The sequence below is a fragment of the Ruegeria sp. BB10 genome, from assembly GCF_056535725.1.
Genome location: NZ_JBQFIW010000001.1, coordinates 1,826,209 through 1,851,979, shown reverse-complemented (window position 1 = coordinate 1,851,979; position 25,771 = coordinate 1,826,209). Strand labels below are relative to the sequence as shown.

The window sequence follows — 25,771 nt, the reverse complement described above, 5'->3', positions numbered from 1 at the left end:
TTAGACGCCGGAGTTAGTTTCCGGGTTCCAGTTCCTGCCGTTGGGTGAAATAGTCCCAGACAACCCAGCTTTCCGCGATCTTTCCATCGGCGATCCGGTCGATCTGAACGCCGGTCCAGTTTACTGGCCGGTTAGTCGCGGGCACACCAAGGTATGCGCCTTTCTGGGTCCCGAAAAAGCGCCAATGGGTGGATACCCGGTCGCCTTCAGCGATCTGCCCAAAAATCTCGACCTTTAAATCAGGAAAGGCTTTGTGGTTTGCCTCGACAATTTCGGTCCAGGTGGCCAAATCGACGCTTCCGGTTCCACCGGTTGCTAATGGCGCCTGATGGTTTTGATACTCGTCAGCGAAAATTGATCGGTCAATAGTGGAATCCGCAGCCCACATTTCAACAGCCTGTCGTGACAGATTTTTTGCTGCGGAGTTATCATTCTGTTGAGCCATCACGTTTCCTCCTGCCGCAATTGTCAGTAGTATTGTTAACGTCAAAATACGCCCTGCCAAACCGGTGAGCTGTCTGGTCATTGGCTTCCTCCGTCAGTCATGTCGACACCAGTTTACGATAGCGCGCGCCAGGCCATTGCGGAAAGTGCCGTCTGCGGGTCGCCGGATCGCAACTTGTGCTTTCACCGGGCCGCAAACACGTTACTCTGCGCTTCTGATCTTAAGAAGAAGAACGGCATGATCGAAATCCGTGACCTGCAACTGCTTAGCGCCTTGGCGCGGCACCGTCATTTTGCCAAAGCGGCCGAGGAATGCGGGATATCGCAACCCGCCTTTTCAATGCGTATCCGCAACCTGGAAGATCGCTTGGGCGTGTCGATCGTCCGCCGCGCCAACCGGTTTCAGGGCCTGACCGAAGAGGGCGAGATGATCGTCCAGCGGGCACGGCGTATCCTTGATGACACCAAGGCGCTGGAACAGCAGGTGCTGGCCGCCAAGGGTGAGATCACCGGCACCCTGATACTGGGTGTGATCCCGACCGCGATTGCCTTTACCGGGCGGCTGACCAAACGGTTGCGGGATGCGCATCCCCGCATCATTACGCGCATCGAGACAATGTCTGCCACAGCGATCCAGCACCGTCTGGACGAGGGCAGTCTGGACGCGGGCATCACCTATGGGGATAGCATCGGAACCGATTTGCGGCAGGTGCAACCTTTGTACGAAGAGACCTATGTCTTGCTGGTGCCGTCGCATATGACGGATGAAACCGGCCCCATACCATGGGCACGTGTGGCCGAATTCCCGCTCAGCCTGCTGGAGCCACAGATGCAGAACCGGCGCATCCTCGACCGGATTTTCGCTGAACAGGGCCTGCACCCGGATGTCGTCGCCGAAACCAGCGGATTTACCGCTTCGATGGTCATGGCGCGCGAGGGGTTGGCGGCCACCGTGGTCCCTCGGGTGCTGGTGCGAGCGCTGGGTGATCTTAAGGGAACAAAGGTGCTGCCGCTTGTCGATCCCGTTGTCAGCAAGCCGATTTGTCTTGCGACCCTTACACGGGATCCCGAATTGCCAACAGTCGAAGCGCTGCGTGCCGTGGTGACGTCTTTGCGGTGATAAACTGTCGTTATCGTGCGATTGAAATATGCGATTTGACGATATGCTATTCTGATGAGACACGGAGCCTCAATCGGAGGGCATCATGGCACCATTAGACACCAAGCCATCAGGCGCACCCAAGGGCGTCTGGAAGTCAGGTAAAGGCAAGGGGCGGCACACGCCCAAAGGCCGTCAATTCACGGATGAGGCACAGGCGGAAATTACACGTCTGCTGGGCGACCGCCCACGCCGTCGCGATCTGCTGATTGAATTCCTGCATTTGATTCAGGACGCACACGGCCATATCAGCGCCGACCACATTGCCGCTTTGGCGGTCGAAATGCGGTTGGGGCAGGCAGAGATCTATGAAACGGCAACCTTCTATGCCCACTTCGATGTAGTGAAAGAAGACGAGGCTCCTCCGCCCGTGTTGACGATCAGGGTCTGTGATTCTTTGTCCTGCGAAATGGCTGGTGCCCAGCAATTGCAAAAGGCGCTTGAGGATGGTCTGGACGCGTCCGAGGTTCGCGTTGTCCGCGCGCCTTGCATGGGGCGCTGCGATACGGCCCCCGTGCTTGAGATCGGTCACAACCATATCGACCATGCGACGCCGGAAAAGGTGCAGGCCGCGATTGCTGCCGGTGATACCCACGCCCATTTGCCCGACTATGAAACCTTCGCTGCCTATGCTGAAAACGGCGGCTATGCCAAACTGAAAGAGCTGCGCGACGGTGGCGATTGGGAGAAGGTGCAGGAAGACGTCCTGTCCTCGGGCCTGCGTGGTTTGGGTGGCGCTGGCTTCCCGTCCGGCAAGAAATGGGGCTTCGTTCGCATGAACGAAGGTCCGCGCTATCTGGCTGTGAACGGCGATGAGGGTGAGCCCGGCACGTTCAAGGACCGTTACTATCTGGAACGCACGCCGCATGTTTTCCTTGAGGGCATGCTGATCGCCGCTTGGGCGGTCGAGGCTGAGACTTGCTTTATTTACATGCGCGACGAATATCCGGCAGTGCTGGAAATCCTGCGCCGTGAGATTGTAGCGCTGGAAGAGGCCGGGATCGTTGAGCCAGGCTATATCGACCTGCGCCGGGGGGCTGGCGCCTACATCTGCGGTGAAGAATCCGCGATGATCGAGTCGATCGAAGGCAAAAAGGGCCTGCCGCGTCACCGTCCTCCGTTTGTAGCGCAGGTTGGGGTCTTTAACCGCCCGACCTTGGTGCACAATGTCGAGACGCTGTATTGGGTCACCAAAGTGTGCCGTGAAGGGCCGGAATGCCTCAACAGCACTGAAAAGAACGGTCGCACGGGCCTGCGCAGCTATTCGGTCTCGGGCCGGGTGGCGAAGCCTGGCGTTTACCTGCTGCCCGCAGGCTCGACCATTTTGGATGTGATTGAGGCCGCTGGTGGCATGGTCGAGGGTCAGACTTTCAAGGCGTATCAGCCGGGTGGACCGTCTTCGGGTCTGCTGCCTGCATCGATGGACGATATCCCGCTGGATTTTGACACGTTGCAACCACATGGCACCTTTATCGGCTCGGCCGCCGTGGTGGTTCTGTCCGACCAGGACACCGCCCGCGACGCGGCGCTGAACATGCTGCGGTTCTTCGAGGATGAAAGCTGTGGCCAGTGTACGCCTTGCCGGGCCGGCTGTGAAAAGGCGGTCAAGCTGATGCAGGCCGACAAGTGGGATCAGGACCTGCTGGAGGATCTGTGTCAAGTCATGGGCGACGCGTCCATCTGCGGTCTGGGGCAGGCGGCCCCGAACCCGATCCGCCTGGTCATGAAACACTTCGCTGACGAAATCTGAGGGAGACAGAGCCATGCTTGATGCAAGCCCAACCAAGACCGTCACCTTCAACCTTAACGGCGACGACGTCACCGTGCCCGAAGGCACCACGATCTGGGACGCGGCCAATGGCCGTGGACTGGTAATCCCGCATCTGTGCCACAAACCGGCACCGGGTTATAAACCCGACGGCAACTGCCGCGCCTGTATGGTCGAGGTGGAAGGCGAGCGCACTCTGGTCGCCTCGTGCATCCGCCCTGCCTCGGAAGGTATGGTTGTCAAGACAGACACCGACCGCGCCGAAAAATCGCGTGCGATGGTCATGGAACTGCTGGTCGCTGACCAGCCCGAACAGCCGCATGATGTGTCCAGCCATTTCTGGGACATGGCCAAGCTGAACGATGTCAGCGACAGCCGCTTCCCGACCAAAGAGGCCGAAAAGATCCCGCTGCTGGATGACAGCCACGTTGCGATGCGCGTCAATCTGGACGCCTGCATCAACTGTAACCTCTGTGTCCGCGCCTGCCGTGACGTGCAGGTCAACGACGTGATCGGAATGGCCGGTCGCGGACATACCTCGCAGGTGGTGTTCGATCAGAACGACCCGATGGGGACTTCGACCTGCGTAGCTTGTGGCGAATGTGTTCAGGCCTGCCCGACGGGTGCCTTGATGCCGGCCACCGTGCTGGACGATCAGCAACAGGGGGACAGCAAGGATTACGACTCTGAAACCGAAAGCGTCTGCCCGTTCTGTGGTGTTGGCTGCAAAGTCTCGCTGAAGGTCAAGGATGGCAAGGTCAAGTATGTTGAAGGCATCAACGGCCCCGCAAACGAAGGCCGTCTGTGCGTCAAAGGCCGCTTTGGCTTCGACTATATCCACCACCCACACCGCCTGACCAAACCGCTGATCCGGCGCGAGGATGCGCCTGCCAAGGGCCTGAACGTCGATCCCGGCAACCTATCGACCCATTTCCGCGAAGCGACCTGGGAAGAGGCGATGGATCTGGCGGCCACCAAGCTGAAGGCGATGCGCGACGAGGACCCGCGCAGCGTTGCGGGCTTTGGCTCGGCCAAATGCACCAACGAAGAGGCCTATCTGTTCCAGAAGTTCATCCGTCAGGGCTTCCGCCACAACAACGTCGACCACTGCACCCGTCTGTGCCACGCGTCGTCGGTTGCGGCCCTGATTGAGAACGTAGGCTCCGGCGCTGTGACCGCGACTTTCAACGAGATCGAAAACGCGGATGTGGCGATCATCATCGGGGCCAACCCGATCGAAAACCACCCCGTTGCAGCGACCTATTTCAAGCAGTTCACCAAGCGCGGTGGCAAGCTGATCGTGATGGATCCGCGCGGCGTTGGAATGCGCAAGTTCGCGGATGAGATGCTGCAATTCCGCCCCGGTGCGGATGTCTCGATGCTCAACGCGATCATGAACGTGATCGTCGAGGAAGAGCTGTATGACAGCCAATACATCCACCGCTGGACCGAGAACTGGGAGGCCGAGAAAGAGCATCTGCGCCAGTTCACACCCGAAGCGATGTCGCCGATCTGCGGTATTGAACCGGACCAGCTGCGCCGTGTCGCCCGCACCTTTGCACAGGCCAAAGCCGGTCTGATCTTCTGGGGCATGGGCGTCAGCCAACACATCCACGGCACGGATAACTCGCGTTGCTTGATCTCGCTGGCACTGATGACCGGAAATGTTGGTAAACCAGGCGCGGGTTTGCACCCGCTGCGCGGTCAGAACAATGTGCAAGGTGCCTCTGATGCGGGTCTGATCCCGATGTTCTTGCCGGATTATCAATCGGTTACTGATGATAATATCCGCGCCAAGTTCAACAACGTATGGGACTCTGAGGATTTCTCGAACGAGAAGGGCCTGACGGTTACCGAGATCATTGATCAGGCTTACGCGGGCAACATCAAGGGGATGTACATTCAGGGTGAAAACCCGGCCATGTCCGACCCGGATGTAGGTCACGCGCGCGAGGCACTGGCCAAGCTGGATCTGATGATCGTACAGGATATCTTCCTGACCGAAACGGCGAACTATGCTGACATCATCCTGCCCGCTTCGGCGCTGTATGAAAAGAACGGCACCGTTTCGAACACCAACCGTCAGGTGCAGCGGGTGCGCCCCGCTGTGACGCCTCCGGGTGAGGCGCGCGAGGATTGGAAGATCACGGTGGAACTGGCGCAGCGCATCGGTCTGAACTGGGATTACACGGATGTGTCTCAGGTCTTTGCCGAGATGAAGCTGACCATGGCGTCGCTGGACAACATTACGTGGGAGCGTCTGGAAACAGAAACGATCACCTACCCGTCGCTTAGCGAAACCGATCCGGGTCAGGCGATTGTGTTTGGCGATGGTTTCCCGCGTGCCGATGGCCGTGCGCGGTTTACCCCTGCCAGCGTCATCCCACCGGACGAAGCGCCGGATGACGAATACCCGATGATCGCCACGACCGGCCGTCAGTTGGAACATTGGCACACCGGGTCCATGACCCGCCGCGCCAAGGTTCTGGATGCCGTAGAACCGGAAGCGAACTGTTCATTGAACCCCCGAACGCTCAAGCAGATGGGGATCGAACCGGGCGAAATGATCCGTCTGACCACACGACGTGGTTCGATCGAGATCATGGCACGCGCAGACCGCGCCATTGCCGAGGATATGGTGTTCATCCCCTTCGCCTATGTTGAGGCGGCTGCGAACATCCTGACCAACTCGGCCATCGATCCGTTTGGCAAAATCCCCGAGTTCAAGTTCTCGGCTATCCGGGTTGAAAAAATCGAAGACGCGGTCGCGGCAGAATAACCTTGTTGCGTACGCAGCATGAAAGGCGGCCGATTGGGCCGCCTTTTTCTTTCCTTGACAGTAAGTTACTTGCAGCCAACCCTGTCGCCGTCACTGGTGCAGGAGTTTTACATGACCCGCCGTTTCGTCGATCTGTCCGTTCCGTTGGAAACCGGGATCGTTTCGGACCCGCCAATCATGCTGCCCGAAATCGAATACATGACCCATGATCAAACCGCAGAACAGGTCATGTCCTTCTTTCCCGGCTTGCAAAAACAGGACCTACCGGGCGGCGAAGGCTGGGCCATTGAGCGGCTGCAAATTGCCACGCATAACGGCACCCATCTGGACGCGCCGTATCACCACCACTCGACCATGAATAATGGCGAGAGGGCGATCACCATCGATGAGGTGCCGCTGGAATGGTGCATGAACCCCGGCGTAAAACTGGATTTTCGCCATTTCGACGACGGCTATGTGGTGTCTGCCACCGATGTTGAGGCCGAGTTGAAGCGGATCGGGCATACCTTGCAGCCGTTGGATATCGTGGTCGTGAACACCTCAGCCGGTACGCAATACGGACAACCCGACTATCTGATGAAAGGCTGCGGTATGGGGCGCGAGGCGACGTTGTACCTGACCCAACGCGGGGTGCGGGTCACTGGCACAGACGCCTGGAGCTGGGACGCACCCTTTGCGCTGACGGCCCAGGAATATGCCGAAACGCGCGACCCGTCGATTATCTGGGAGGGCCATCGGGCGTCGATGGATATCGGGTATTGCCACATTGAGAAATTGACCAATCTGGAAGACCTACCACCAACAGGTTTCGAAATTTCGTGTTTTCCGTTCAAGATCAAGGGCGCCTCGGCGGGTTTTGTGCGAGCCGTCGCAATATTCGAGGAGAATCCAGATGACTAACCCCCTCAGCGGTCACGATGGGCCCTATGATGCCCCGATTGAAATACGAGGGTTTAGAGTTTTGCCTAAGTGGATCGACTATAACGGCCACATGAATGTGGGGTTCTACGGCGTGGCCTTCGACCGCGCGCTGGATCACTTGATGGATGATCATCTGGGTCTGGGCGAGGCGCAGGTCAGCGCGTTGGGGCAGGGGCCTTACATCCTGCAGTCGCATATGAATTTTCTGCGCGAGATTAGGCAGGACGAACCGTTCTGGTTTCGCTTTCGGATGTTGGATTCCGATCAGAAACGGGGGCATTACTTTGCACAGATGCTGTCCGATGATGGCGAACTCTGTGCGACGCAAGAGGCGCTGTTCATGAACGTCAGTCATACGACCGGGCGTTCCACTCCTTATCCGGACTGGGCGGTAGCGCGGTTGGCCCGTATGGTTCAAGATCATGCACCATTGGACCCCGCGCCGCAGGTTGGGCACACCATTGGCATCCGCCGCAGCGATTAATAATCCCGTTCGAAAAACACGCCAACCCCGGTTTCTCCGCGCCCGTCGACTGAACCGCGGACAGTAAAACTGTCCGACACGTCAAGGTTCAGGTTCACCTCGGTGTCACCTTCGGTGTTGACGGTGAAATCGGTGTAGAGATTGTCGCTCAGATATGCACCGGCCCCCAGTCGGCCCGCACCGCCTTCGGATGCGCCGATATCCACCGTGTCAACGCCGGTCGAATCGCGAAGCCCTTTGGTTGCATCTCCCCCGGCACCGCTGAGCTGCGCCAGAGACGCCGCCATTTGGGCGATGACAAAGGGTGAAATTTCGGAAAACCGGTTGCCGAACAAGAGCATGGCCAGCGCCTCTTCGGCTGGGCGTTCAGGGTCGGAATAAACGTCAACCTCCGGCGCATCCAACGGGCCCGCGATTTCGATTGTGGCGGTGCCATCGGACGTGCTGGTGGATGAGGCGAACTCGATATACGGCGTTAGGTCGCCTTGCAGTGTCACGATGCCTTTTGTCAGGGCCAGCCTGCGGCCCAGAATGTCGAAATTTCCCCGGATCAGTTCGATTTGGCCGGATGGGATAACTGCGGTGGTCGTGCCGCCGATATTCAGCCGCCCCCCTAGTTCGGCGTTCACACCCCGGCCGCGCACGAAAACCGCCTTGGGCGCCAACAGGCTGACATCCAGCGCGATACGTGAATCGCTTTTTTGCGCGCCTTCCTCGACAACAAGGCCCGCGCGTTCCCGTGTCAGGTAACCAGCCGCGCTTTCATTGACATGCCTGATCTCGGGGATCGGTGCAGCGCCCACGGCACCAGCCGCGGCAGCGAGGTTGATATTGGTTTCCTCGAACGTGATCTGACCGGAAATGGCGCTGTTGCCCGCCAGCGCTCCGGTCATGGCGATCTCACCGTTCAAAGTGGTCTCATACAGAAGCTTGTCTGTTAGCACCAACTGATTGAGCCGCGTAACAATGTTCGCGTTCAGCGGCGGTGTCAGGTCCAATGGCCCCGAGATGGTAAAAGTGCCGCCCGCGCGCATGCCACCATTCAACGAGATATTGGCGCGACTCTGCGCCAATTCGACCGAGCCGCTGATGCCGGTTATTGTCTGTCCGATCTCAGGGATCGCAATTGACGTGCCTGAAGTGGTGATAGAACCGCTGAGCGAACTTAGCTCGGGCTTTCCCTTGAGCCGCAGATTGTGCCGGGCCGATCCTTCGATCTTGTTGGGTGAGATAAAGATGTTGGCGACACCCAGGTTGATGCCACCCTGCGCCCGCAGATCGGCCTCGCCGCTGTTTTCATCGAAGGTTCCAGCGATAGTGCTATTGATCTCGGCCGGGCCATTGGCTGACCCGTCAATGGTCCAGACGCCGTTGTCGCGCTTGGCTGTGCCGGTTGCCGCAACGGTGCCAGGGAATTCGGGCGCGAACCGTTCGATCCTGTTCAACTTGGCGTCGAATTCCAAATCGGCCGAACCATCGGTGTCTACTGTTCCGGTCAGGGCTGCATAGGAACTGTCCGGGCCGCTCAGGCGCATTTCCCCTTCCAGTCCCGATCCCGTTGGGGCAACATTCCCGTCCAACGTCAGCGGGCCGGACATCGACGTCATGACACGGGACAGGTCGTCAAGCTGGGCCGAGAAGGTCAGGCCACCCGCCTCTCGGTCCAGTTTGCCCGATGCTGTAGCCGATAGGGCAGTGCCCCTCAGGCTAAATGTACGGACTTCCATACCGTCGTCGTCTTTGTCGGCATCAATGTTCAGGGTCGTGCGGCCCTGGATCAATTTATCGACCAAATCAATCCCGGTCTGAAGGTCGTCAGCGTCCACATTGCCCTGAACGTCAAAGACACGATTGGCGAGATTTCCGTTGCCCTGCACATTCGCGGTGACCGAGCCGCCCAGATCCCGCTTGGCCAACTCCGAGAACAGCGACAGATCCGGGGCGTTCACACGAGCGTTGCCGTCAACCGAAAGCTCTCCGGTAGGGTCATCCACCGTTGCGGCGACTTTTGCAGTTAAGGCGGTACCGTTGACCGTCGCTTCGCGGATTTCAATCCGATCGGTCGTGCGTGCCCCGTCCCAGGTTATCGTGGTCTTGCCGGTCAGCAGCGGATCGATGTCGGACATGCCGGTTTGTATATCCTGTCCGATCACGCTGGCCGTGCCGTCGAATTCCAAAGTCTGCACGGTGCCTTTGCCGTCCATTTCCGCCCGCAGGGCGCCACCCAGTTCACGCTTGGCCAGACCGGAAAAGACCGACAGGTCAGACGCATTCACGCGGGCCTTGCCGTCAATGGTCAGGTTGCCGTCAGGTGTCGTGACCTCGCCGCTGGCCTTTGCCTGCGCAGCTTCGCTGTTCAGGTCAAACTCGCGAATGGTGATGCCGTCGCTGCCTCGGCTGGCATCCAATGTGATGGTGGTTTCGCCTTTGATGACGGGATCGATATCGTCGCGCCCGGTGACCAGATTGCTGCCCTCAAGCACCAGTTTGCCGTCGAAGCTACGCTCTAATGGTGAGCCTGTGCCGTCAACGCGGGCCGCGGCACTACCGCCCAGATCCAGCTGCGCCAGGTCCGAAAAACGCGACAGGTCCGATGCCTCAAGCGTGGCCGAACCGTCAACCGTCAGGCCACTATTCAATCCGTCGATCAACGCATCCAGCCCAAGGGTATAGTCGGTTCCCACCAGTTCGAACCCCGACAGGTTCAGCGACTGATCGCTGCCGTAATCGAACTGCCCATCCAGCGTGATGTTCTCTCCCAAGGCCGTGTTCAGGGCCTGATCATTCAGATCGATCCCGTCGACGATGGCCTGAAGGTCTCCCGTTACACTGAATGAAGTGCCCTGTTCCAACGTGCCCTGCGCGGTGATGCGGGCTGTGTCCAGTTTCGCTTGCGGAGATTGAAACGCATTCGCCGTCAGGCTCAGATCCCACAAATTGCCGTTTTTCTGATCGAACAAAGCGGAAATCTGCGCCGCTTCAATCGAGGTTTCGCCGCCTTTGACCGGCAAAACCACCGTTGTTCCGTCGGGCGGGGTGATCCGGCCTTGCAAGGCCGCCAATTGCAACGTGCCGCCTTCGGCCAATTGCAACTCACCCTTTAGGTCCAGGGCTTGGGTGGTCAATTCCAGATCGGGGATGTCCAGCGCGCCTCGCGGTTTGGTTTGGCCGTCCACGAACAAGCGTGTTTTCGGGCCAAAGAACGGGTCCAGATCCTCGGCCATAAAGGGGGTCAGGTCGCCACCCAGATCGGCGGTAAAGGCGATCCCGTCTGCCGCACCGGTTTCAGCGGCGCGCAGCTGTATCTGCCCTGTGACCTGTTGCTGATTGTCGCTGCTCAGGGCGATATCAGCAGTGAAATCGGTCACTGGGCCCGAGCCTGTGACCGACAGGCCGATCGGTGGGCTGTCGGGAATATTCAGCGCAGTTGATATCACGCCGCCTGCGGCCTCTTTCACCTGCAGGTCCAGATTGATCTCGCGCGAGGTGTTCTGGAACCCGGCGGTCAGTGTCACCTCATCCCCTCCGCGGTCCAGGCGGGTGACATCCAGGTTGGTGTCCAATGTACCATCGGCCAGTGACAGGTTCCCCGTCACCGCCAGATCGGCGGCAACCCCGATCAGAGGTTTACCCAGTGACAGCTCATCAATCCTGATTTCACCGATCTCGATGGAAACGGGCAGTTCCGGTAGTTCGAAAGGTTTGGTCTCGGCTGTCGGCGCAGGCGTGTCCTTGGTGGTTGTGCCCGGCGCGCGGGCGATATCGATTTCCTGCGCGGTCAGGGCATTGACGGAAAACCGACCCCGTATAAGAGCCAGCCGGTTCCAGTCCAGCTCGGCGTCCTTGATGGTCAACCAGACGCCTTCGTCGTCCGACACGGTAATCTCTTCAATCGTGGCGCGGGCGCTCAGCGCGCCTTGCAGCCCTTTGACGGTGACGTTCTGATCATCTCCTGACAAGGTGTCCTGCAGGAAACGTTCCAGCATGCTGCCGCCGCCATCATCCTCTTGCGCGAGTACAGGTGGCGCTGTCAGGATCAGCACAGTTGTCACAACCGGATATGAAAACTGCCGTATCAAAACGCTTGTCCGATCCCGATATAGAATTGCAGACCATCGCCAGTGTCGCCCTGAACCGGCAGGGCTAAGTCAACGCGTAGAGGGCCGAACCCCCCAAGATCATACCGCACCCCAAGCCCGGCACCGGAATGGTATTCTGCACCGCTGCCGATGAAAGAAGAAGTGTCCACAGTACCGAAATCATAGAACCCGACAAGCGATATCGTGTCGGTGATCTTGCCACGGACTTCTCCCGACAGACCGAGGAAGGACTTGCCGCCTGCTTCACCACCGTTGACTGGAATGCCGAGGCTTTCGAACGGCTGCCCACGCACTGTGCCGGCACCACCCGAGAAGAACAGGAAATCCGGCGTCACATTGCTTGGGGAAGGACCGATTATCGATCCTATCTGAGCCCGACCAGCCAAAACGAGCCGCCCGCCCGTGCCCAGGCTGGTATAGGCGCGTGTGTCGGCGAACAGCCTGATGCCCGTGTCTGTGCCGGAAAAACCTACAAAGGGCATGATTTGCGCATCCAGATAGAACCCGCGGGTCGCGCTGACCTTGCTGTCACGCTCGTCCCATTCAGACCGGGTTGGGATAATGAAATAGCGGAACTTGCGGCCGCTGCCATAGGCGTCATCTGCATCCGACCACTGAAATCCAGCCGAGGCTTCGGCATAAAGCCGGTCGGAAAAGGTGCGACGCGCACCATAGGCCAGCGAGGCCACGGATACGTTGTAATTCTCGGTATTCCGCCGCTCCAGCAGGGCGCTCCAAAAGGTGTTGTCGTCCGGGCCCAGCCGGTCGGGTTGATCAAGGCGCAAACCAATGCGGCCGTCCAAATCCTCGGTTCCGCCGATATTGCGCAGAGCGGCTTCGAACCGCAGCCGTTCCGCGCGGCGGAAGACGTTGCGATGGGTCCAGGTCGCGGTGACGTCCAGCCCGGCATTCGAGGCCAGCTCGACCCCGAAGGTCAGGCGGCGTTTGGGCATGTCCTCAAAAGTTGCATCGAAATCCAACGTGCCATCGGGATTGGGCGTTTCATGTTCTTCGATCGAAACGATGCTGAACGTACCTGTCCGACGCAAGCGGGTGCCGACCTTCTGGATTTCCGCTGGCGAATAAACCTCGCCCGAGGGAAAGCCGGCGATCTTGTTGATCGAGTGGTGGCGTACATCTGTATCGCCTTTGATGAACATCTTGCCGAAGGTCAGGCGCGGACCGGGTTCAAGGTCGATTTCAGCATCCAGCTTTCTCTGCGCATGGCGAGCGATAACGGTTTGGTCTTCAAGTTGGGCTTTGGCGTGACCGGCGTCCCGCCAGCCCTGTGCCCCGGCCGAGGCTGCCTGTTGGATGGCACCGGTCGTGGCCAGTTTTCCGGGAGCGAACTCCTCTGGCAGGATTGTCTCCGGCGTAACGGGGGCGACGATAGCCGTTCCAAAAGTGAAGGTCGGTCCGGTATTTACCGTGATAACCGCTCGGTTGATCGTGTTGGGTACGGTTAGCGAGCTGATGTCAGCCGCTTCCCGGCCATCCAGCTTGATGCTGACGACGGGGCTGAAATAGCCCTCGTCATACAGAATCTGAACGAGTGTGCGGTAATCTGACAGGGCGGCAGACAGAACCTCGAGCGGGGTATCCAAACCACGTTCATCTGCCGTCAGGACAGATGAGGTTTCTTCGATACGTTCAACCACGCCCTGGGGCGCACCGGGCGCGGACAGGGATGTTTCCAGCGCGGCCAGAGATGAGGGCAGAGCGGCGGCAATAACGCCAAGCAGACAATATTTCACAAAGGCCTGTGGCCTGCTTCCCCGCATCGAATGGCTCCAACTGCCCCAAGTCGAAATCAATTTCACCGTCTTATGAAAAACAACGGCTGATACCGTTCATGTTAGAGCATCAGTTTCCACACAGGGAAAGAACTTATCGAATGAGATGCCAAATTACCGGTTTGTGTGCCCCGTCAGCCCCGTTTGCGGGGCGGTAATGTGGCGCCAACCCATGAACGCATTGACGGGCTCCTCCCGCCCGATCCCATCGCATCAATGATGCTTGTGATCCGTTGGGCCGGGCAGCGCCCGGGCAAGCCCGCGCGCTGCGGTTCCACGAATTCAAGGCTGTGCCATCAGGCGGGCGACGTCGAGCATACGTGCGGAAAAGCCCCATTCATTGTCATACCAGCCGAAAATGCGAACCTGCCGGTCGCCGACCATCCGCGTTTCGGGGCCTGCAATGACCAAAGATTCCGGTCGTGTACGCAAATCTGACGACACCAGCGGGTGATCGGTCCATCCCAGAATGGGAGACTGCGCGACCGTCTTGCGCAGCTCGGCTTCAAAGTCAGTGGCGGACATACCGCGTTCAAGTGTTGCGACCAAATCCACCGCAGACACGCTGGCTGTGGGGACACGCACCGCCGCGCCCGAGATGCGACCCGCGAGATGCGGCATGACCTCATCAATCAAGTGCGTGGCGCTGGTGGTGGTGGGCACCATGGAAAGCGCCCCGGCGCGTGACCGGGCCAGATCGCCGCGCGGGGCGTCAATCATGGGTTGGCTGTTGGTATAGCAATGGATGGTCGTCATATGGGCCGAGGCGATGCCGCCGATTCCATCCAGCACCTTGATCAGTGGGGCCAGCCCATTGGTGGTGCAGGACGCGTTCGAAACGATCCGGGCGTTGCCCAACTGCGCTTCGTTGGCACCCAGAACGATCGTGACTTCGGTTGCGGGCGAGGGACCCGAGATCAGCACTTTGCCCGCCCCGGCGGTCAGCCCCTGGCTGGCAACATCCGAGGTACGGGCGACGCCGGTGCAATCCATCAGGACATCCACGCCGCTCAGGTCGACGCGGGACAGGTCGGGGCTGTGGGTCACCGGGATTGTGTGGCCGTCGATGACAAGGGTTCCGTCGCCGGTATCGACAGGCCCAGAGTAGGGGCCGAACGTGCTGTCGTATTTGAACAGGTAGGCACAGGTTTCCAGCGGTGCGATATCGTTGATCAGCACCAGCTCAATATCCTTGCCCCACGGCAAAGCCAGCAGCTGCCGCAGGATCGTGCGGCCAATACGGCCGAATCCATTGATTGCAAGTTTCATGCGCAAGCTATGGCAGTGGGCCGCGCTGACCTCAATGCCCGTTTCGTGGCAAGATCAATTGCAGCTGACCTGCGAAAAGAACTGGCCTGAGATGTTTTGATACATGCTGGCCCGGATAGGCTTGCATCCGGTGGCTGCCTGAATGGCGGCCATAGCTTGAATGGTGCGCAGGCGCGGTGGCGGACCGAACGGGTTCAGATTGTTGTTGTCACGCGTGGCGCGGTACACGACCGGAGCATCCGAGACCTGCGTAACGGCCCATGTGCGGCTCATGACGAAGACCGATTTGGTTTCCTCTTTGGCGACTACAGGGGTCGCCTCTAAGGCCGTCAGGCCAATTACAGCTGCCAGTGCCAGCAGGGATCCGCGCAGTACCATTGAACAATCTCCAGTGCTAAAAACGGTGCTATTTCACCAGATTCAAGCGCTTCTGTGAACCCCTGCGCGGGAAAAACTGAATCGGCGTAAGTGGTTAGCCAGTTGCGGGGTGGTTGCTGGTTCGCGTCTTTGCACAGTTGATCGTGGTTGTTTCGGTCCGCCCACGCACCATAAGGGGCACTCGTGCGGGGTAACTCAGTTGTGCCGGGCGAACGCCACGAATGGAATGCCATGCGAGTAGCGGCCTTAGACTGTCAAAAGAATTGTTCTGGATAGTTTTAGCGTTTGCCCAACAGGGCTTGGCCCCCGTTCGCTGCCGGTATAGTCTTGAATGCAAATCTATTTCAGCAAGGTGAGGCGATCATGAAAGCCTGGATTTCTTCTACATTTGTAGCTGTTGTTGTTCTGGCGGCAATCCCGACCGTGCAGGCCAAGCCGCTTTCCCGAATCATCGCAGAAATGGGGCTGACACCTGCAGATTTCGAGGTTGTGAACACAGCCGCTGACGCGATGCTGTCAGGCGCGACACCCCGGGTGGGTGAGGAAAGTTCCTGGGTGAACGAAGCCACCGGTTCGAAAGGCACGATTCGCGTCCGCGACGTACGTGACAACTGCGTACACCTGCAGCATTTCATTCGACCCGAAGGATCGGATCAGACTCGCGAGGTCAGAACCCGCCGGTGTCGCGACGCAGGCGGAAACTGGATCCTGACACCCTGATCTGGGTCTAGTAACCGCGGGCCCTGTCGACTTCGTGCAGCAAAGGGCCTCCTGCGCTCAGGCGGCGGAAATTCTCGCCCACATCAGCCAGCGCTTCGCCCAGATGCCAGCCCGACACGTGCGGCGTGATGGTGACACTGGGATGTGTCCAGAGCGGGCTGTCGGACGGAAGTGGTTCGGTCGAAGTCACGTCCAGCACCGCATGACCGGGTGTACCATGGTCCAGCGCGGCGATCAGGGCGGTTTCTTCAATCAGATCCCCGCGACCCGCGTTCAGTAACTGGCTACCTGGCTTCATTGCCGCCAGCATCCCTGCATCGAACAAACCGATTGTCTGCGGGGTCGAAGGCAGGATCGCGCAGACATGGTCGCACTGACCCAGCAGTTCTGGCAGAGCCGCGTCGCCATGCAGGCAGGTAACCCCATCGATCTGCTTGGCTGAGCGGCTCCAACCCATCACCTGAAACCCGACGGCGCGTAGCATTTTGGCGCTGCGGGCACCGATATGGCCCAGACCCAGCACACCTACCACGGTGTCTGGCGAATAGAGTGGTGCTCTGGGGGTCCATTCCGCGCGGTTTTGCGCCTTTTCATGAAAGGTCATGTGTCGTTGATGGCGCAGAACATAAGCGACGAACCATTCGGCAATACCCTGCGCGGGGGCGTCCGGTTTCAGCCGTGTTATACGCACATGCGTGGGCAGGTGCGGATTGCTGACGATGGTTTCGACCCCGGCGCCCAGTTTTTGCACCAGTTTCAGGTTGGGCAGCCGCTTGGGGTGATCGTTGCACAGCACGACGACGGCGACCATCGTGATTTCGGTCGGATCACCAAGGGTTTCAGGCGTGCGTACATCTATGTCCGGGTGCAGCCGCCGAATGTCTTGGGCGATGTCGTTGTCGCTTATCCAGTCGGACAACCCGGTTTCGATCAGCAACGCCATGTCGCGCCCCCCTCTGCTTCAATTTGCCAGTGATGACGTGCCGTCACTGAACTGGACATCGTTGCCGCAGCTAAGTCATTCTTTGTCCCAAGGTAAAGCCCGGTCATCGGATCGGATGACCAGACACGCACAGAAAACTTTTGAGGCAGCGTATGAACGGGACACAAGACCTGAGCCAACAGGCCTATTTTCATCTGCGCCCTGATGGCGCTTTTGTGGGCAATGACCCCGCCCGGGGGCCGTGGTCGGCCGATCACTGCCACGCCGGGCCTGTCAGCGGTCTGATCGTGCGTGCCGCGGAAACCGAGGTGGGACCGGAAAAGATGCTGACCCGCCTGACGGTCGATCTGCTGCGCCCACAACCCTTGGCAGGGCTGCGCGTTGCTGCCGAGACTACGCGCCACACCAAGACGCTGGCGACCACGCGGGTAACGGTTCACGATCTGGATGACACGCTCTGCGCCACTGCGACCACGATGCACTTGGCCCACCGTAACTTGGGACCGGTCCCGAATGTCACGATTACTTCACCCCGGCTGGAAGATGCGGTGACGGGGCCATTTCCGATCGGTGAGATACGCCACGGTCTGCCGGGCTTCGCCAACCACTCAGAAGTGCTGTACCCGAAAGACGGCAATCAGGGCGCCGGTCCCAAGACGGTCTGGATGCGCACCCCGGCTTTGCTTGAGGGCGAGGACCCTTCGCCGATTCAGGCACTGTGCCCGCTGGCCGATTGTGGCAACGGCATCTCGTGGAACGCACCGACGACCGAGATGGGGTTCATGAACACCGATCTGACCGTGCAAATCCATCGCGAGCCGGGGTCGGATTGGCTGGCCTCAGAATCACTGTGCCATTGGCAGCCGTCGGGGATCGGAATGTCCCAGTCCGTATTGTATGACACGCAAGGTCCTGTCGGTACGGCCTTGCAAACACTGGTTCTGTTCCCGCCAAAATGACCCTTTGGCCGGTTTCTGCGGGCGCTGATTGAATCGCATTGCCGCGCGCGGACGCAGGCCCTATCTTTCACGCATGCGTTGGATTGTAACCCTGTTGACCTGCTGCCTCCCGATCCCGGCCATGGCGCACCCGCATGTCTTTATCGACACCGGGCTGGAATTCATTGTGGATGACGCCGGCCACCTGACCCATATGCGGGTGACCTGGGCTTATGATGAGCTTTACTCGCTGTATCAACTTGAAGACATGAAATTGGATCAGGATTTCGACGGAGTTCTCACTGAAAATGAAGAGAAATTCCTGGCCGGTTTCGACGCACAGTGGATCGAAGGGTACAATGGCGATCTGGTCGTCTTTGCAGATGGCGTGCCCGTGTCGCTGTCCGGCCCATTGGAACCGACAGCAACCACCGAAGATGGTCGTATCGTGACAACCCATTTGCGCGCGGTTGATGGCGATGCGGTGTCTGCATCTTCGCTGACGGCGAAGGCTTTTGATGAGACGTTCTACATTGCCTATGAACTGACCCGCCCGGTGACGGTGAGTGGCCCTGCGTCCTGTCAGATGGATCGGATCGACCCCGATATCGATGGTCAGCTGGCGCAGATGCAGGCCTTTTTGTTGACACTGGACGCCGATTACGACCTTGAGGAAAACGATATCCCGCTGGTCGGGGAAAACTTTGCGACCGAGATTTTCGTGTCATGTCCAAATACCTGATTGTTCCGGTTGCCATCGCCATTGCGTTGCTTCTGTGGTTTTGGGGCAGCGGTGGGTTTGACAGTCTGGCCGCGTGGGCGGCGGGTGAGCAGCGTGAGTTTCAGAACCAGATCGCCCGATCCTTACGCGCCGCACGGGCAGAACAGCCCGAGGCCGTCGCCACCCTGCTGACGGTTTGTTTCGCCTATGGGTTCTTTCATGCCATCGGTCCAGGTCATGGCAAGGTGCTGATCGGCGGGTACGGGCTGGGTCGTCGGGTCGCCTTTTGGCGGTTATCCGCAATCAGCGTGCTGTCCAGTCTGGGGCAGGCAGTGACAGCAGTCGTGCTGGTTTACGCTGGCGTTTTGGTGTTTCAGATGTCACGCGAAAGCCTTGTGGGAACAACCGAACAGGTCATGGCCCCGATCAGCTATGGTGCCATCGCCGCGATCGGTCTGTGGCTGGTGTTTCGCGCCATTCGCAGCTTTGCCCGCAGACACCGCAGTAACACAGCGCAAGCGCATCACGACCACGGTCATCACCATGGTCACGACCATCATCACGACCACGATGTCTGTTCAGATTGCGGCCATCGTCACGGCCCCTCAGCGGAAGAAGTAGCGCAGGTCGGTAGTCTGCGCGAGGCGTTGCTGCTGATTGCCGGTATCGCGGCCCGACCCTGTACCGGGGCGCTGTTTGTGTTGATCCTGACTTGGCAGATGGGAATCGCGATGGTTGGCATCGCCGGGGCGTTTGCCATGGCGCTGGGCACGGCGCTGGTCACGACTCTGGTCGGGTGGACGTCGTTCGGGTTGCGCGGTGGATTGCTGGCCTCTGCCTCGGCCACAAGGTTTGCATCTGTGCTGGCCCCGACCATTGAATTGGTGGCGGGTCTGACGATTTCAGTGATTGCCAGCGGTTTGCTGCTGCGCGCGATTTAACCGAAGACCGGTTCGGGATACCCGACCCGCGCCAGGTACAAGCCCTGCGGTGGGCATACTGGCCCACAGGCGGCGCGATCAGCGGCCTGCAGCGCGTCGCACACATCTTCGGGCGTCCACGCGCCCGCACCGACACGCTCCAGCGTTCCGACAAAGCTGCGCACCTGATTGTGCAGGAACGACCTGGCGCGGACGTGGAAATGTATCTCAGGTCCCGAGAAACCATCGACCTGTTCAACTCGCAACTCATCCAGCGTTTTGACCGGGCTCGCGGCCTGACAGATGGACGAGCGGAAGGTGGTGAAGTCATGCTGCCCGATCAACATATCCGCCCCGGCCTGCATGGTATCGACATCCAGCTGGTGATTGATCTGCCAGACTTGCCCGGCGTCATGGGTCGCAGGCGCACGACGCATCAGGATGCGGAACAGGTATTGCCTCTCTAACGCGGAAAACCTGGCGTGCCAGTCTTCGTCAACCTGTGCGGCTTTGACGATGGCCACCGGCTGCGGCTTGAGGTGATAGTTCAGCGCCTCAGACAGGCGGAAAGGGTCCCAATCCTTGACCAGATCGCAATGGGCGACTTGACCCAGCGCATGAACGCCCGCATCGGTGCGGCCCGCTGCAGCAATGGTGTGATCACCGGGTTGAATTCGCGACAAGGCCTGTTCGATTGCTCCCTGCACAGACGGCAATTCCTTTTGCCGCTGCCATCCTGCAAACGGTTCCCCTTGGTATTCGACTTTCAGCGCGTATCTAGGCATGGGCTGCTCGTAGCGCGCCGCGCGGGAACGGGCAAGAGTGGGAAAGCGCTGGTATGTACGGCGCCCTCTACCTATCTTGAGCGAAACGATAAAAGCGGGGCGACAGTTTGGTCATCTCATCCCTGGCAGACAGTCTTGTGCGCGGTGTCGAATCCGTAGGCGACCGTGTGTCTGAAACTCTGTTTGAACCGGTCATCCGTCTGGGCGTTACCGGGTTGGCGCGGTCGGGAAAGACGGTGTTCATCACATCCCTGGTTGCGAATCTGCTGGACCGGGGGCGTATGCCAGGATTGGTCGCGCAGCAGGAGGGCCGCATCAATTCGGTCTACTTACAACCCCAGCCGGACGATACGGTGCCGCGCTTTGATTATGAAAACCACTTGGCTGCGCTGACCGGGCCGCAGCCTCATTGGCCAGATAGCACGCGCGCCGTGTCCGAGCTGCGCCTTTCCTTCAAGGCCCGTCCGGCAGGGTTGCTTGCGGGTCTGCAGGGGCCGCGCACGGTTCATCTGGATATTGTGGACTATCCGGGTGAGTGGCTGCTGGACTTGGCACTACTGGACAAATCATATGAGGTCTGGTCAGCCGAAACCTTAAACCGTATCGAAACGCGGACCGAAGCGGCCGCGTATTTGACGCAGGCCCGGGTGGCAAACCCTGCGGATGCTCATGACGAACCCACGGCTCAGGCGTTGGCCAAAGCCTTTGCTGCGTATTTGAACGCCGCACGGGATGCAGGCTTTTACGACTGTACGCCGGGGCGGTTTCTACTGCCCGGCGATCTGGCGGGTTCTCCGGTGCTGACCTTTGCGCCATTGCCGGTGGAGGGCCACGCGCCGCGCCGCAGCCTGCACCGCGAAATGGCGCGGCGGTATGAGGCGTATAAATCGCAAGTGGTGAAACCCTTCTTTCGCGATCATTTCTCGCGGATCGACCGTCAGGTGGTTCTGGTCGATGCGCTGGGCGCAATCCACAAGGGGCCGCAAGCGGTTGAGGATATGCGTCGCGCGATGGCCGATATCCTGTCGGCCTTTCGACCGGGGCGCAATGCGTGGCTCAGCCAGTTGCTGTTGGGCAAGCGGGTTGAACGTATACTGTTCGCAGCCACCAAGGCCGATCACCTGCACCACACACAGCACCCCGGTCTGACCCATATCATGGAGGCCCTGACCCGCGATGCCCGCGACCGGGCCAGCTTTGCCGGGGCCGAGACGGCGGCGCTGTCGCTGGCCGCCCTGCGTGCCACGACCGAGGAAATCCGGACGCATAACGGGGCGGATCTGCCTTGTGTGCGTGGGACGTTGCTGAACGGCAAACAGGCGGCCTTTTATCCCGGTGATCTGCCTGATGACCCGGCGCATTTACTGGGTCCGGCCCGAAACGGGGCTGAAAGCTGGTTGGACAAGGATTTTGGGTTTATGGCCTTTGCCCCAGCGCATCTGACCTTGCGTCCAGGCGATGGCCCGCCCCATATCCGGTTGGACCGTGCCACGCAGTTTCTGATCGGAGACCGCCTGTGACCGTGACTCTCCGCCCCGCTCGTACCACGGATGCCGGAAAGATCGGAGAGATCCTGCACGGCTTTTCGCGCGAAAACGATTGGATGCCCGAGCTACATACCTGCGCTGAAATCATCGCCTTTTGCGGTTGGATGATCGATCTAGGGTGGGTCACGGTGGCCGAAACCGATACTGGCGTTGTGGGGTTTCTTGCGCTCAATGAAACAGAAGTTCATTCCCTGTATTTGACACCGCCAGAATGTGGACAAGGCATTGGACAGCGCTTGTTGGACCACGCCAAGTCCAATCAGATCGAACTGTCCCTTTTTGCGTTTCAGGCCAACCACGGGGCGTGCCGGTTCTATGAGCGCAACGGTTTTGCCGAAGTTGCCCGCAGCAACGGGGCCGATAACGATGAAAATCTGCCAGACATCAAATATGTCTGGCGGCGGAAAGGGGTGGCGGATGGCTAAAGGTCCGGTACTGATTGATCTCGATACGGAAGAACCTGCTGCCGACGTAGCACAGGCTCCGCCGGTCCCCGATATTGAGCCACCTCAAGGTCAGGCGATGCAAGCGGCAGCCCGCTTGGCTGCGCGGAAACCCTCGGTTCTGTCACGATGGTTTTGGGGTCTGGCGCTGGCCGTGATTGGCGCGGTGGTTTCTGTTGCCGCATGGGATTTCGCCACCTCGCTGTTGTTGCGGTCACCGATATTGGGCTGGGTTGTAACTGGTCTGATCGGTGCGTTGGTTCTGGTCGCCCTGATCATCGCCCTACGGGAGCTGGCAGCCATCGGGCGCTTGTCCCGCGTGGATGGGATGCGCCGCGCCGCAGATGCCGCGTTGGCTGAGGCGGATTTGGCACAGGCCCGTGCAGTCACCAACCGCCTGATCGCGTTTTACAAAGGGCGCGAAGAAACCCGGTGGGGCCGTGACCGTCTGGCTGAACGGATGGAAGAGCAATTCGACGCCACAACCCTGCTGACCTTGGCCGAGGACGAATTGCTGGCCCCTCTGGACGCTGCCGCCAGCCGTGAGGTCGAGGCCGCCGCCCGTCAGGTTGCCACGGTGACCGCACTGGTGCCCTTAGCGTTGGCCGATGTTGTGACGGCGCTTGCGGCCTCATTGCGGATGATCCGTCGGGTTGCTGAGATTTATGGCGGACGTGCCGGATTTCTGGGCAGCTGGCGCCTGACCCGTGCAGTGTTCGTGCATCTGGTAGCGACCGGGGCCGTGGCCGTGGGTGATGATCTGCTGGAACCTATTCTGGGCGGATCGGTCCTTAGCAAACTGTCGCGCCGGTTTGGCGAGGGGCTGGTGAACGGCGCGCTCAGCGCGCGGGTTGGTGTGGCTGCGATGGAGGTCTGCCGACCACTGCCATTTTCCGACCGGCACAAGCCATCTACGCGCGGGATGATCAAACGCGCGCTCAGCGGGTTGTTTTCCAAAACTTGACCTGACGCAAAGTCCTATGGCCCGCTGGTGTGCATAACAAAGCCGGAGCCAGCCATGACCGATCACGGACACAGCCAGCAGGAAATCGCCGCGCGGATCAATGCGCCTCCGGGGCGAGGGGTGCTGCGGGACGTGGTGTATGGCGGTATCGACGGATCGGTCACCACCTTTGCGATCGTGGCCGGGGTTGCCGGAGCGGGGCTTTCGCCGTTCATCATCGTGGCGCTGGGGCTTGCCAATGTTCTGGCCGACGGGTTTTCCATGGCTGCCGGGAATTACTCGGGCACCAAGGCCGAGTTAGACAACATCCGTCGCATCCGCGCCATCGAGGAACGCCACATCAGCCTTTACCCGGAGGGCGAGCGCCGCGAGGTGCGCGAGATACTAGCCCAAAAGGGCCTGTCGGGCGACGTTCTGGATGACGCCACCGATGCAATCACCGCCAACCACGACAATTGGATCAACCTGATGGTCGAAGGCGAATACGGGTTGGGCAGCGTCGATCCCCATCCGTTTAAAGCTGCCATGGCGACCTTCATCGCCTTTCTTGTCGCGGGCATGGTGCCATTGCTGCCATTCCTTTTATCGGTCGATCATGCCTTTGCCATCTCGGTCTGCATGACGATGGGTGTTTTCTTTGCCATTGGGGCCTTCAAAGCCCATTGGTCGCTGTCCCCGTGGTGGCGGTCCGGGCTCGAGACCTTTTTGATCGGCGGTGCAGCGGCCTTGATCGCTTTTCTTGTCGGCTCGCTGTTTCACCCCTGACGGCCAAGATTGTCGCAGTGGGTCCCATAGGGCTGGTCAATTGTTGGCCAACGGTTACGCTGCCGCAGACAGGTTCATCGGGTTGAGCAACCATTGCGGATTGAGAATAAAAACGTCCTGGTTTTAGGGGCTTATGGCTTTATCGGCGCTGCGGTGACGCGATCTCTGCAAGCCGAGGGTGCGCATGTGGCGGCCTTTGTGCGTAACTTGAAAACCGGGGTGCAGGTTCTGCCGGATGTCACGCAGGTGCAAGGCGATTTGCGGGCTTGTCTGCAGCCCAAGGACTGGGTCGCGCATCTGGAGCACGTTGACTGTGTCGTGAACTGTGCAGGAGCATTGCAGGATGGTCCCGCCGATGATCTCGAGGCTGTGCATCACACCGCCATTGCGGCCTTGGGGCAAGCCTGCGCGCAAAGGGGCATTGCGGTGGTTCAAATCTCGGCCATTGGTGCCGACCTCGATGCAGAAACGGATTTCATGCGCACCAAGGCGGCTGGGGACGCTGCGCTGCGGGCCTGTGATGTGCCGCTTTGGATTTTCAAACCCGGTCTGGTGATCGGGCAATCCGATTATGGCGGAACAGCGCTGCTGCGTATGCTGGCAGCGGTTCCTTTGGTACAACCCATCGCGTATCCGTATGTTTTGGTTCAATGCGTCGGCATGTCGGACCTGTGCCGTGCCGTGACCGCAGCCGTGGCCGATGAGGTCCCACAGGGCACTTACGATCTGGTCGAAGACACGCCCGCCCCACTATCTGAGGTCCTGGCCGAGACACGGCGCTGGATGGGTTTTCCCGCAGCGCGATTCACTGTGAGAATGCCGGCGGTTGTTACAGCCATAGTCGCACGCGGCGCTGATGCGTTGGGCCATTTGGGTTGGCGCTCGCCTTTGCGCAGCAATGCGATGACCGTGATGGGCGAAGGTGTGGTTGGTGATCCGGAACCGTATCGCGCCGCAACAGGCCGGTCACTGGCACCCTTGCCCCAGGTTTATGCAGGCCTGACTTGCGCCCGTGAACATCGGCTGGTTGCGCGAATGTCCTTGCTGATGCCACTGGTCGTCGCCGCGCTCAGCCTGTTCTGGCTGCTGTCCGGCTTTTTCGGGCTGATTGGTCTGCCTAAGGCTACATCGGTTCTGACCGGGGCCGGGTGGAGCACCGGAATGGCCGTTGCCAGCGTTTTGTTCTGGTCATTGGTCGACATTTTTTTGGGGCTTGCGATCCTGTGGCGACCGTGGGCTGCGCGCGCCTGTCTGGCGCAGGTCGCGGTGGCCTTGTTCTATTTGCTGGCGGCCAGTTTCACCGTACCCGGCCTGTGGCTGGACCCGCTTGGCCCGTTGATCAAAATCCTGCCGGCGATGACCTTGTCGCTTATTGCCTGGCCCCTGTTGCAGAGCCGCTGATGGACCCTGACCTGATCCTGCGTTTCTTACACGTTATCGGCGCCTGCGTCCTGTTGGGCACGGGGGCAGGCATCGCGTTTTTCATGCTGATCGCGCATCGTTCTGGTGACGCCAGGTTCATCGCGCAGACCGCAGGAACCGCGGTGCTGGCCGATCTGCTGTTCACGGCAACGGCGGTTGTACTGCAACCGGTGACAGGCGGATTGCTGGCGTGGCGGTTGGGCTGGCCTTTGACCGAAGGTTGGGTTTTGGCCTCGCTGGTGCTCTATGCGGTTGCGGGGGCGTTTTGGTTGCCGGTGGTGTGGATACAGGTTCGAATGCGCAGGTTGGCGCAGGCCTCTGCAGATGCGGACGCGCCGCTGCCTTGGGCTTATAACAGTCTGTTCCGCATCTGGTTCGCTTGCGGATTTCCTGCCTTTGCGTCGGTTTTGATTATCATCTGGCTGATGATCGCCCGTCCGTCGATTGGTTGGGTGTAGCCCTAAAGACCGACAAACAACTTATCGGGAATTCTGGCTGTTGCTGACTG

At 59.6% G+C, this 25,771-nt stretch carries 22 protein-coding genes; 15 read left to right on the top strand and 7 right to left on the bottom strand.

What is annotated here, in order from left to right:
• Window positions 1–13: 13 nt before the first annotated feature.
• A complete protein-coding gene (locus tag ACR3EP_RS09385; RefSeq protein WP_480637463.1) occupies window positions 14–445 on the bottom strand; it encodes an ester cyclase in 432 nt (143 codons plus the stop codon).
• Between the two features lie 237 nt (window positions 446–682).
• Between ACR3EP_RS09385 and ACR3EP_RS09380 the strand changes: the two genes are divergently transcribed.
• The 5 genes from ACR3EP_RS09380 to ACR3EP_RS09360 all read left to right on the top strand — a co-directional run bounded on the left by ACR3EP_RS09380 (window position 683) and on the right by ACR3EP_RS09360 (window position 7,555).
• Window positions 683–1,564: a LysR family transcriptional regulator gene (locus ACR3EP_RS09380; RefSeq protein WP_170399292.1), complete on the top strand. Its 882-nt coding sequence runs from the start codon at window positions 683–685 to the stop codon at window positions 1,562–1,564.
• Between the two features lie 85 nt (window positions 1,565–1,649).
• Complete coding sequence (locus tag ACR3EP_RS09375) at window positions 1,650–3,353, top strand: NAD(P)H-dependent oxidoreductase subunit E (RefSeq protein ID WP_480637462.1); 1,704 nt, start codon at window positions 1,650–1,652, stop codon at window positions 3,351–3,353.
• 13 nt (window positions 3,354–3,366) lie between these two features.
• Entirely contained in the window at window positions 3,367–6,150 is a 2,784-nt protein-coding gene (gene fdhF / locus ACR3EP_RS09370; protein ID WP_480637460.1) for a formate dehydrogenase subunit alpha, read from the top strand.
• 111 nt (window positions 6,151–6,261) lie between these two features.
• Complete coding sequence (locus ACR3EP_RS09365) at window positions 6,262–7,050, top strand: cyclase family protein (protein WP_480637459.1); 789 nt, start codon at window positions 6,262–6,264, stop codon at window positions 7,048–7,050.
• On the top strand, window positions 7,043–7,555 hold the full coding sequence (locus ACR3EP_RS09360; protein ID WP_480637457.1) for a thioesterase family protein: 513 nt from the start codon (window positions 7,043–7,045) through the stop codon (window positions 7,553–7,555). The genes ACR3EP_RS09365 and ACR3EP_RS09360 overlap by 8 nt, the downstream gene beginning before the upstream one ends.
• On the opposite strand, the gene ACR3EP_RS09355 is transcribed toward ACR3EP_RS09360, so the two are convergent.
• The 4 genes from ACR3EP_RS09355 to ACR3EP_RS09340 all read right to left on the bottom strand — a co-directional run bounded on the left by ACR3EP_RS09355 (window position 7,552) and on the right by ACR3EP_RS09340 (window position 15,095).
• Window positions 7,552–11,634, bottom strand: a complete 4,083-nt coding sequence (locus ACR3EP_RS09355) for a translocation/assembly module TamB domain-containing protein (RefSeq protein ID WP_480637455.1) — start codon at window positions 11,632–11,634, stop codon at window positions 7,552–7,554. The two genes, ACR3EP_RS09360 and ACR3EP_RS09355, sit on opposite strands and share 4 nt — an antisense overlap.
• Window positions 11,631–13,436, bottom strand: coding sequence for an autotransporter assembly complex protein TamA (locus ACR3EP_RS09350; RefSeq protein WP_480637453.1), 1,806 nt, complete (start codon window positions 13,434–13,436; stop codon window positions 11,631–11,633). The genes ACR3EP_RS09355 and ACR3EP_RS09350 overlap by 4 nt, the downstream gene beginning before the upstream one ends.
• A 294-nt stretch (window positions 13,437–13,730) precedes the next feature.
• On the bottom strand, window positions 13,731–14,717 hold the full coding sequence (locus ACR3EP_RS09345) for a type I glyceraldehyde-3-phosphate dehydrogenase (RefSeq protein ID WP_170414197.1): 987 nt from the start codon (window positions 14,715–14,717) through the stop codon (window positions 13,731–13,733).
• Between the two features lie 54 nt (window positions 14,718–14,771).
• Window positions 14,772–15,095, bottom strand: a complete 324-nt coding sequence (locus tag ACR3EP_RS09340) for a hypothetical protein (protein WP_170351739.1) — start codon at window positions 15,093–15,095, stop codon at window positions 14,772–14,774.
• A 363-nt stretch (window positions 15,096–15,458) separates the two neighbouring features.
• On the opposite strand from ACR3EP_RS09340, the gene ACR3EP_RS09335 reads away from it, so the two are divergent.
• Window positions 15,459–15,815, top strand: coding sequence for a hypothetical protein (locus ACR3EP_RS09335; RefSeq protein WP_480637452.1), 357 nt, complete (start codon window positions 15,459–15,461; stop codon window positions 15,813–15,815).
• A gap of 7 nt (window positions 15,816–15,822) precedes the next feature.
• On the opposite strand, the gene ACR3EP_RS09330 is transcribed toward ACR3EP_RS09335, so the two are convergent.
• Window positions 15,823–16,758: a 2-hydroxyacid dehydrogenase gene (locus ACR3EP_RS09330; protein ID WP_480637450.1), complete on the bottom strand. Its 936-nt coding sequence runs from the start codon at window positions 16,756–16,758 to the stop codon at window positions 15,823–15,825.
• A gap of 152 nt (window positions 16,759–16,910) precedes the next feature.
• Between ACR3EP_RS09330 and ACR3EP_RS09325 the strand changes: the two genes are divergently transcribed.
• The 3 genes from ACR3EP_RS09325 (at window position 16,911) to ACR3EP_RS09315 (ending at window position 19,358) form a co-directional block, all read left to right on the top strand.
• Window positions 16,911–17,717 (top strand): thioesterase family protein, encoded by an 807-nt coding sequence (locus ACR3EP_RS09325; RefSeq protein WP_480637448.1) that lies wholly within the window; start codon window positions 16,911–16,913, stop codon window positions 17,715–17,717.
• Window positions 17,718–17,838: 121 nt separating this feature from the next.
• On the top strand, window positions 17,839–18,438 hold the full coding sequence (locus ACR3EP_RS09320; RefSeq protein ID WP_480637447.1) for a DUF1007 family protein: 600 nt from the start codon (window positions 17,839–17,841) through the stop codon (window positions 18,436–18,438).
• Window positions 18,423–19,358 carry a nickel/cobalt transporter gene (locus ACR3EP_RS09315; RefSeq protein WP_480637445.1) on the top strand — a complete coding sequence of 312 codons (936 nt, stop codon included), beginning with the start codon at window positions 18,423–18,425 and terminating at the stop codon, window positions 19,356–19,358. The genes ACR3EP_RS09320 and ACR3EP_RS09315 overlap by 16 nt, the downstream gene beginning before the upstream one ends.
• On the opposite strand, the gene truA is transcribed toward ACR3EP_RS09315, so the two are convergent.
• Window positions 19,355–20,122 carry a tRNA pseudouridine(38-40) synthase TruA gene (gene truA, locus ACR3EP_RS09310; protein ID WP_226688954.1) on the bottom strand — a complete coding sequence of 256 codons (768 nt, stop codon included), beginning with the start codon at window positions 20,120–20,122 and terminating at the stop codon, window positions 19,355–19,357. The genes ACR3EP_RS09315 and truA overlap by 4 nt on opposite strands.
• A 107-nt stretch (window positions 20,123–20,229) precedes the next feature.
• On the opposite strand from truA, the gene ACR3EP_RS09305 reads away from it, so the two are divergent.
• The 6 genes from ACR3EP_RS09305 (at window position 20,230) to ACR3EP_RS09280 (ending at window position 25,721) form a co-directional block, all read left to right on the top strand.
• The gene (locus ACR3EP_RS09305) at window positions 20,230–21,642 is read left to right on the top strand and encodes a YcjX family GTP-binding protein (protein WP_480637444.1); all 1,413 of its coding nucleotides are present in this window, start codon (window positions 20,230–20,232) and stop codon (window positions 21,640–21,642) included.
• The gene (locus tag ACR3EP_RS09300; protein ID WP_480637442.1) at window positions 21,639–22,094 is read left to right on the top strand and encodes an N-acetyltransferase family protein; all 456 of its coding nucleotides are present in this window, start codon (window positions 21,639–21,641) and stop codon (window positions 22,092–22,094) included. Before ACR3EP_RS09305 ends, ACR3EP_RS09300 begins: the two co-directional genes overlap by 4 nt.
• The gene (locus tag ACR3EP_RS09295) at window positions 22,087–23,076 is read left to right on the top strand and encodes a YcjF family protein (protein ID WP_170399232.1); all 990 of its coding nucleotides are present in this window, start codon (window positions 22,087–22,089) and stop codon (window positions 23,074–23,076) included. Before ACR3EP_RS09300 ends, ACR3EP_RS09295 begins: the two co-directional genes overlap by 8 nt.
• 54 nt (window positions 23,077–23,130) lie before the next feature.
• Window positions 23,131–23,841: a VIT1/CCC1 transporter family protein gene (locus ACR3EP_RS09290; RefSeq protein ID WP_480637440.1), complete on the top strand. Its 711-nt coding sequence runs from the start codon at window positions 23,131–23,133 to the stop codon at window positions 23,839–23,841.
• A gap of 93 nt (window positions 23,842–23,934) precedes the next feature.
• Window positions 23,935–25,242, top strand: a complete 1,308-nt coding sequence (locus ACR3EP_RS09285) for an SDR family oxidoreductase (protein ID WP_480637438.1) — start codon at window positions 23,935–23,937, stop codon at window positions 25,240–25,242.
• Complete coding sequence (locus tag ACR3EP_RS09280) at window positions 25,242–25,721, top strand: DUF2269 family protein (RefSeq protein WP_480637436.1); 480 nt, start codon at window positions 25,242–25,244, stop codon at window positions 25,719–25,721. The genes ACR3EP_RS09285 and ACR3EP_RS09280 overlap by 1 nt, the downstream gene beginning before the upstream one ends.
• Window positions 25,722–25,771: the final 50 nt, after the last annotated feature.

Excerpts from the sequence above, each read along its gene's own strand:
- ACR3EP_RS09340 (WP_170351739.1), bottom strand. The coding sequence starts at position 15,095 with ATGGTACTGCGCGGATCCCTGCTGGCACTGGCAGCTGTAATTGGCCTG.
- ACR3EP_RS09280 (WP_480637436.1), top strand. The coding sequence starts at position 25,242 with ATGGACCCTGACCTGATCCTGCGTTTCTTACACGTTATCGGCGCCTGC.
- ACR3EP_RS09345 (WP_170414197.1), bottom strand. The coding sequence starts at position 14,717 with ATGAAACTTGCAATCAATGGATTCGGCCGTATTGGCCGCACGATCCTG.
- ACR3EP_RS09320 (WP_480637447.1), top strand. The coding sequence starts at position 17,839 with ATGGCGCACCCGCATGTCTTTATCGACACCGGGCTGGAATTCATTGTG.
- ACR3EP_RS09385 (WP_480637463.1), bottom strand. The coding sequence starts at position 445 with ATGGCTCAACAGAATGATAACTCCGCAGCAAAAAATCTGTCACGACAG.
- ACR3EP_RS09380 (WP_170399292.1), top strand. The coding sequence starts at position 683 with ATGATCGAAATCCGTGACCTGCAACTGCTTAGCGCCTTGGCGCGGCAC.
- ACR3EP_RS09365 (WP_480637459.1), top strand. The coding sequence starts at position 6,262 with ATGACCCGCCGTTTCGTCGATCTGTCCGTTCCGTTGGAAACCGGGATC.
- ACR3EP_RS09350 (WP_480637453.1), bottom strand. The coding sequence starts at position 13,436 with ATGCGGGGAAGCAGGCCACAGGCCTTTGTGAAATATTGTCTGCTTGGC.
- ACR3EP_RS09325 (WP_480637448.1), top strand. The coding sequence starts at position 16,911 with ATGAACGGGACACAAGACCTGAGCCAACAGGCCTATTTTCATCTGCGC.
- ACR3EP_RS09315 (WP_480637445.1), top strand. The coding sequence starts at position 18,423 with ATGTCCAAATACCTGATTGTTCCGGTTGCCATCGCCATTGCGTTGCTT.
- fdhF (WP_480637460.1), top strand. The coding sequence starts at position 3,367 with ATGCTTGATGCAAGCCCAACCAAGACCGTCACCTTCAACCTTAACGGC.
- ACR3EP_RS09360 (WP_480637457.1), top strand. The coding sequence starts at position 7,043 with ATGACTAACCCCCTCAGCGGTCACGATGGGCCCTATGATGCCCCGATT.
- ACR3EP_RS09330 (WP_480637450.1), bottom strand. The coding sequence starts at position 16,758 with ATGGCGTTGCTGATCGAAACCGGGTTGTCCGACTGGATAAGCGACAAC.
- ACR3EP_RS09295 (WP_170399232.1), top strand. The coding sequence starts at position 22,087 with ATGGCTAAAGGTCCGGTACTGATTGATCTCGATACGGAAGAACCTGCT.
- ACR3EP_RS09290 (WP_480637440.1), top strand. The coding sequence starts at position 23,131 with ATGACCGATCACGGACACAGCCAGCAGGAAATCGCCGCGCGGATCAAT.
- truA (WP_226688954.1), bottom strand. The coding sequence starts at position 20,122 with ATGCCTAGATACGCGCTGAAAGTCGAATACCAAGGGGAACCGTTTGCA.
- ACR3EP_RS09375 (WP_480637462.1), top strand. The coding sequence starts at position 1,650 with ATGGCACCATTAGACACCAAGCCATCAGGCGCACCCAAGGGCGTCTGG.
- ACR3EP_RS09335 (WP_480637452.1), top strand. The coding sequence starts at position 15,459 with ATGAAAGCCTGGATTTCTTCTACATTTGTAGCTGTTGTTGTTCTGGCG.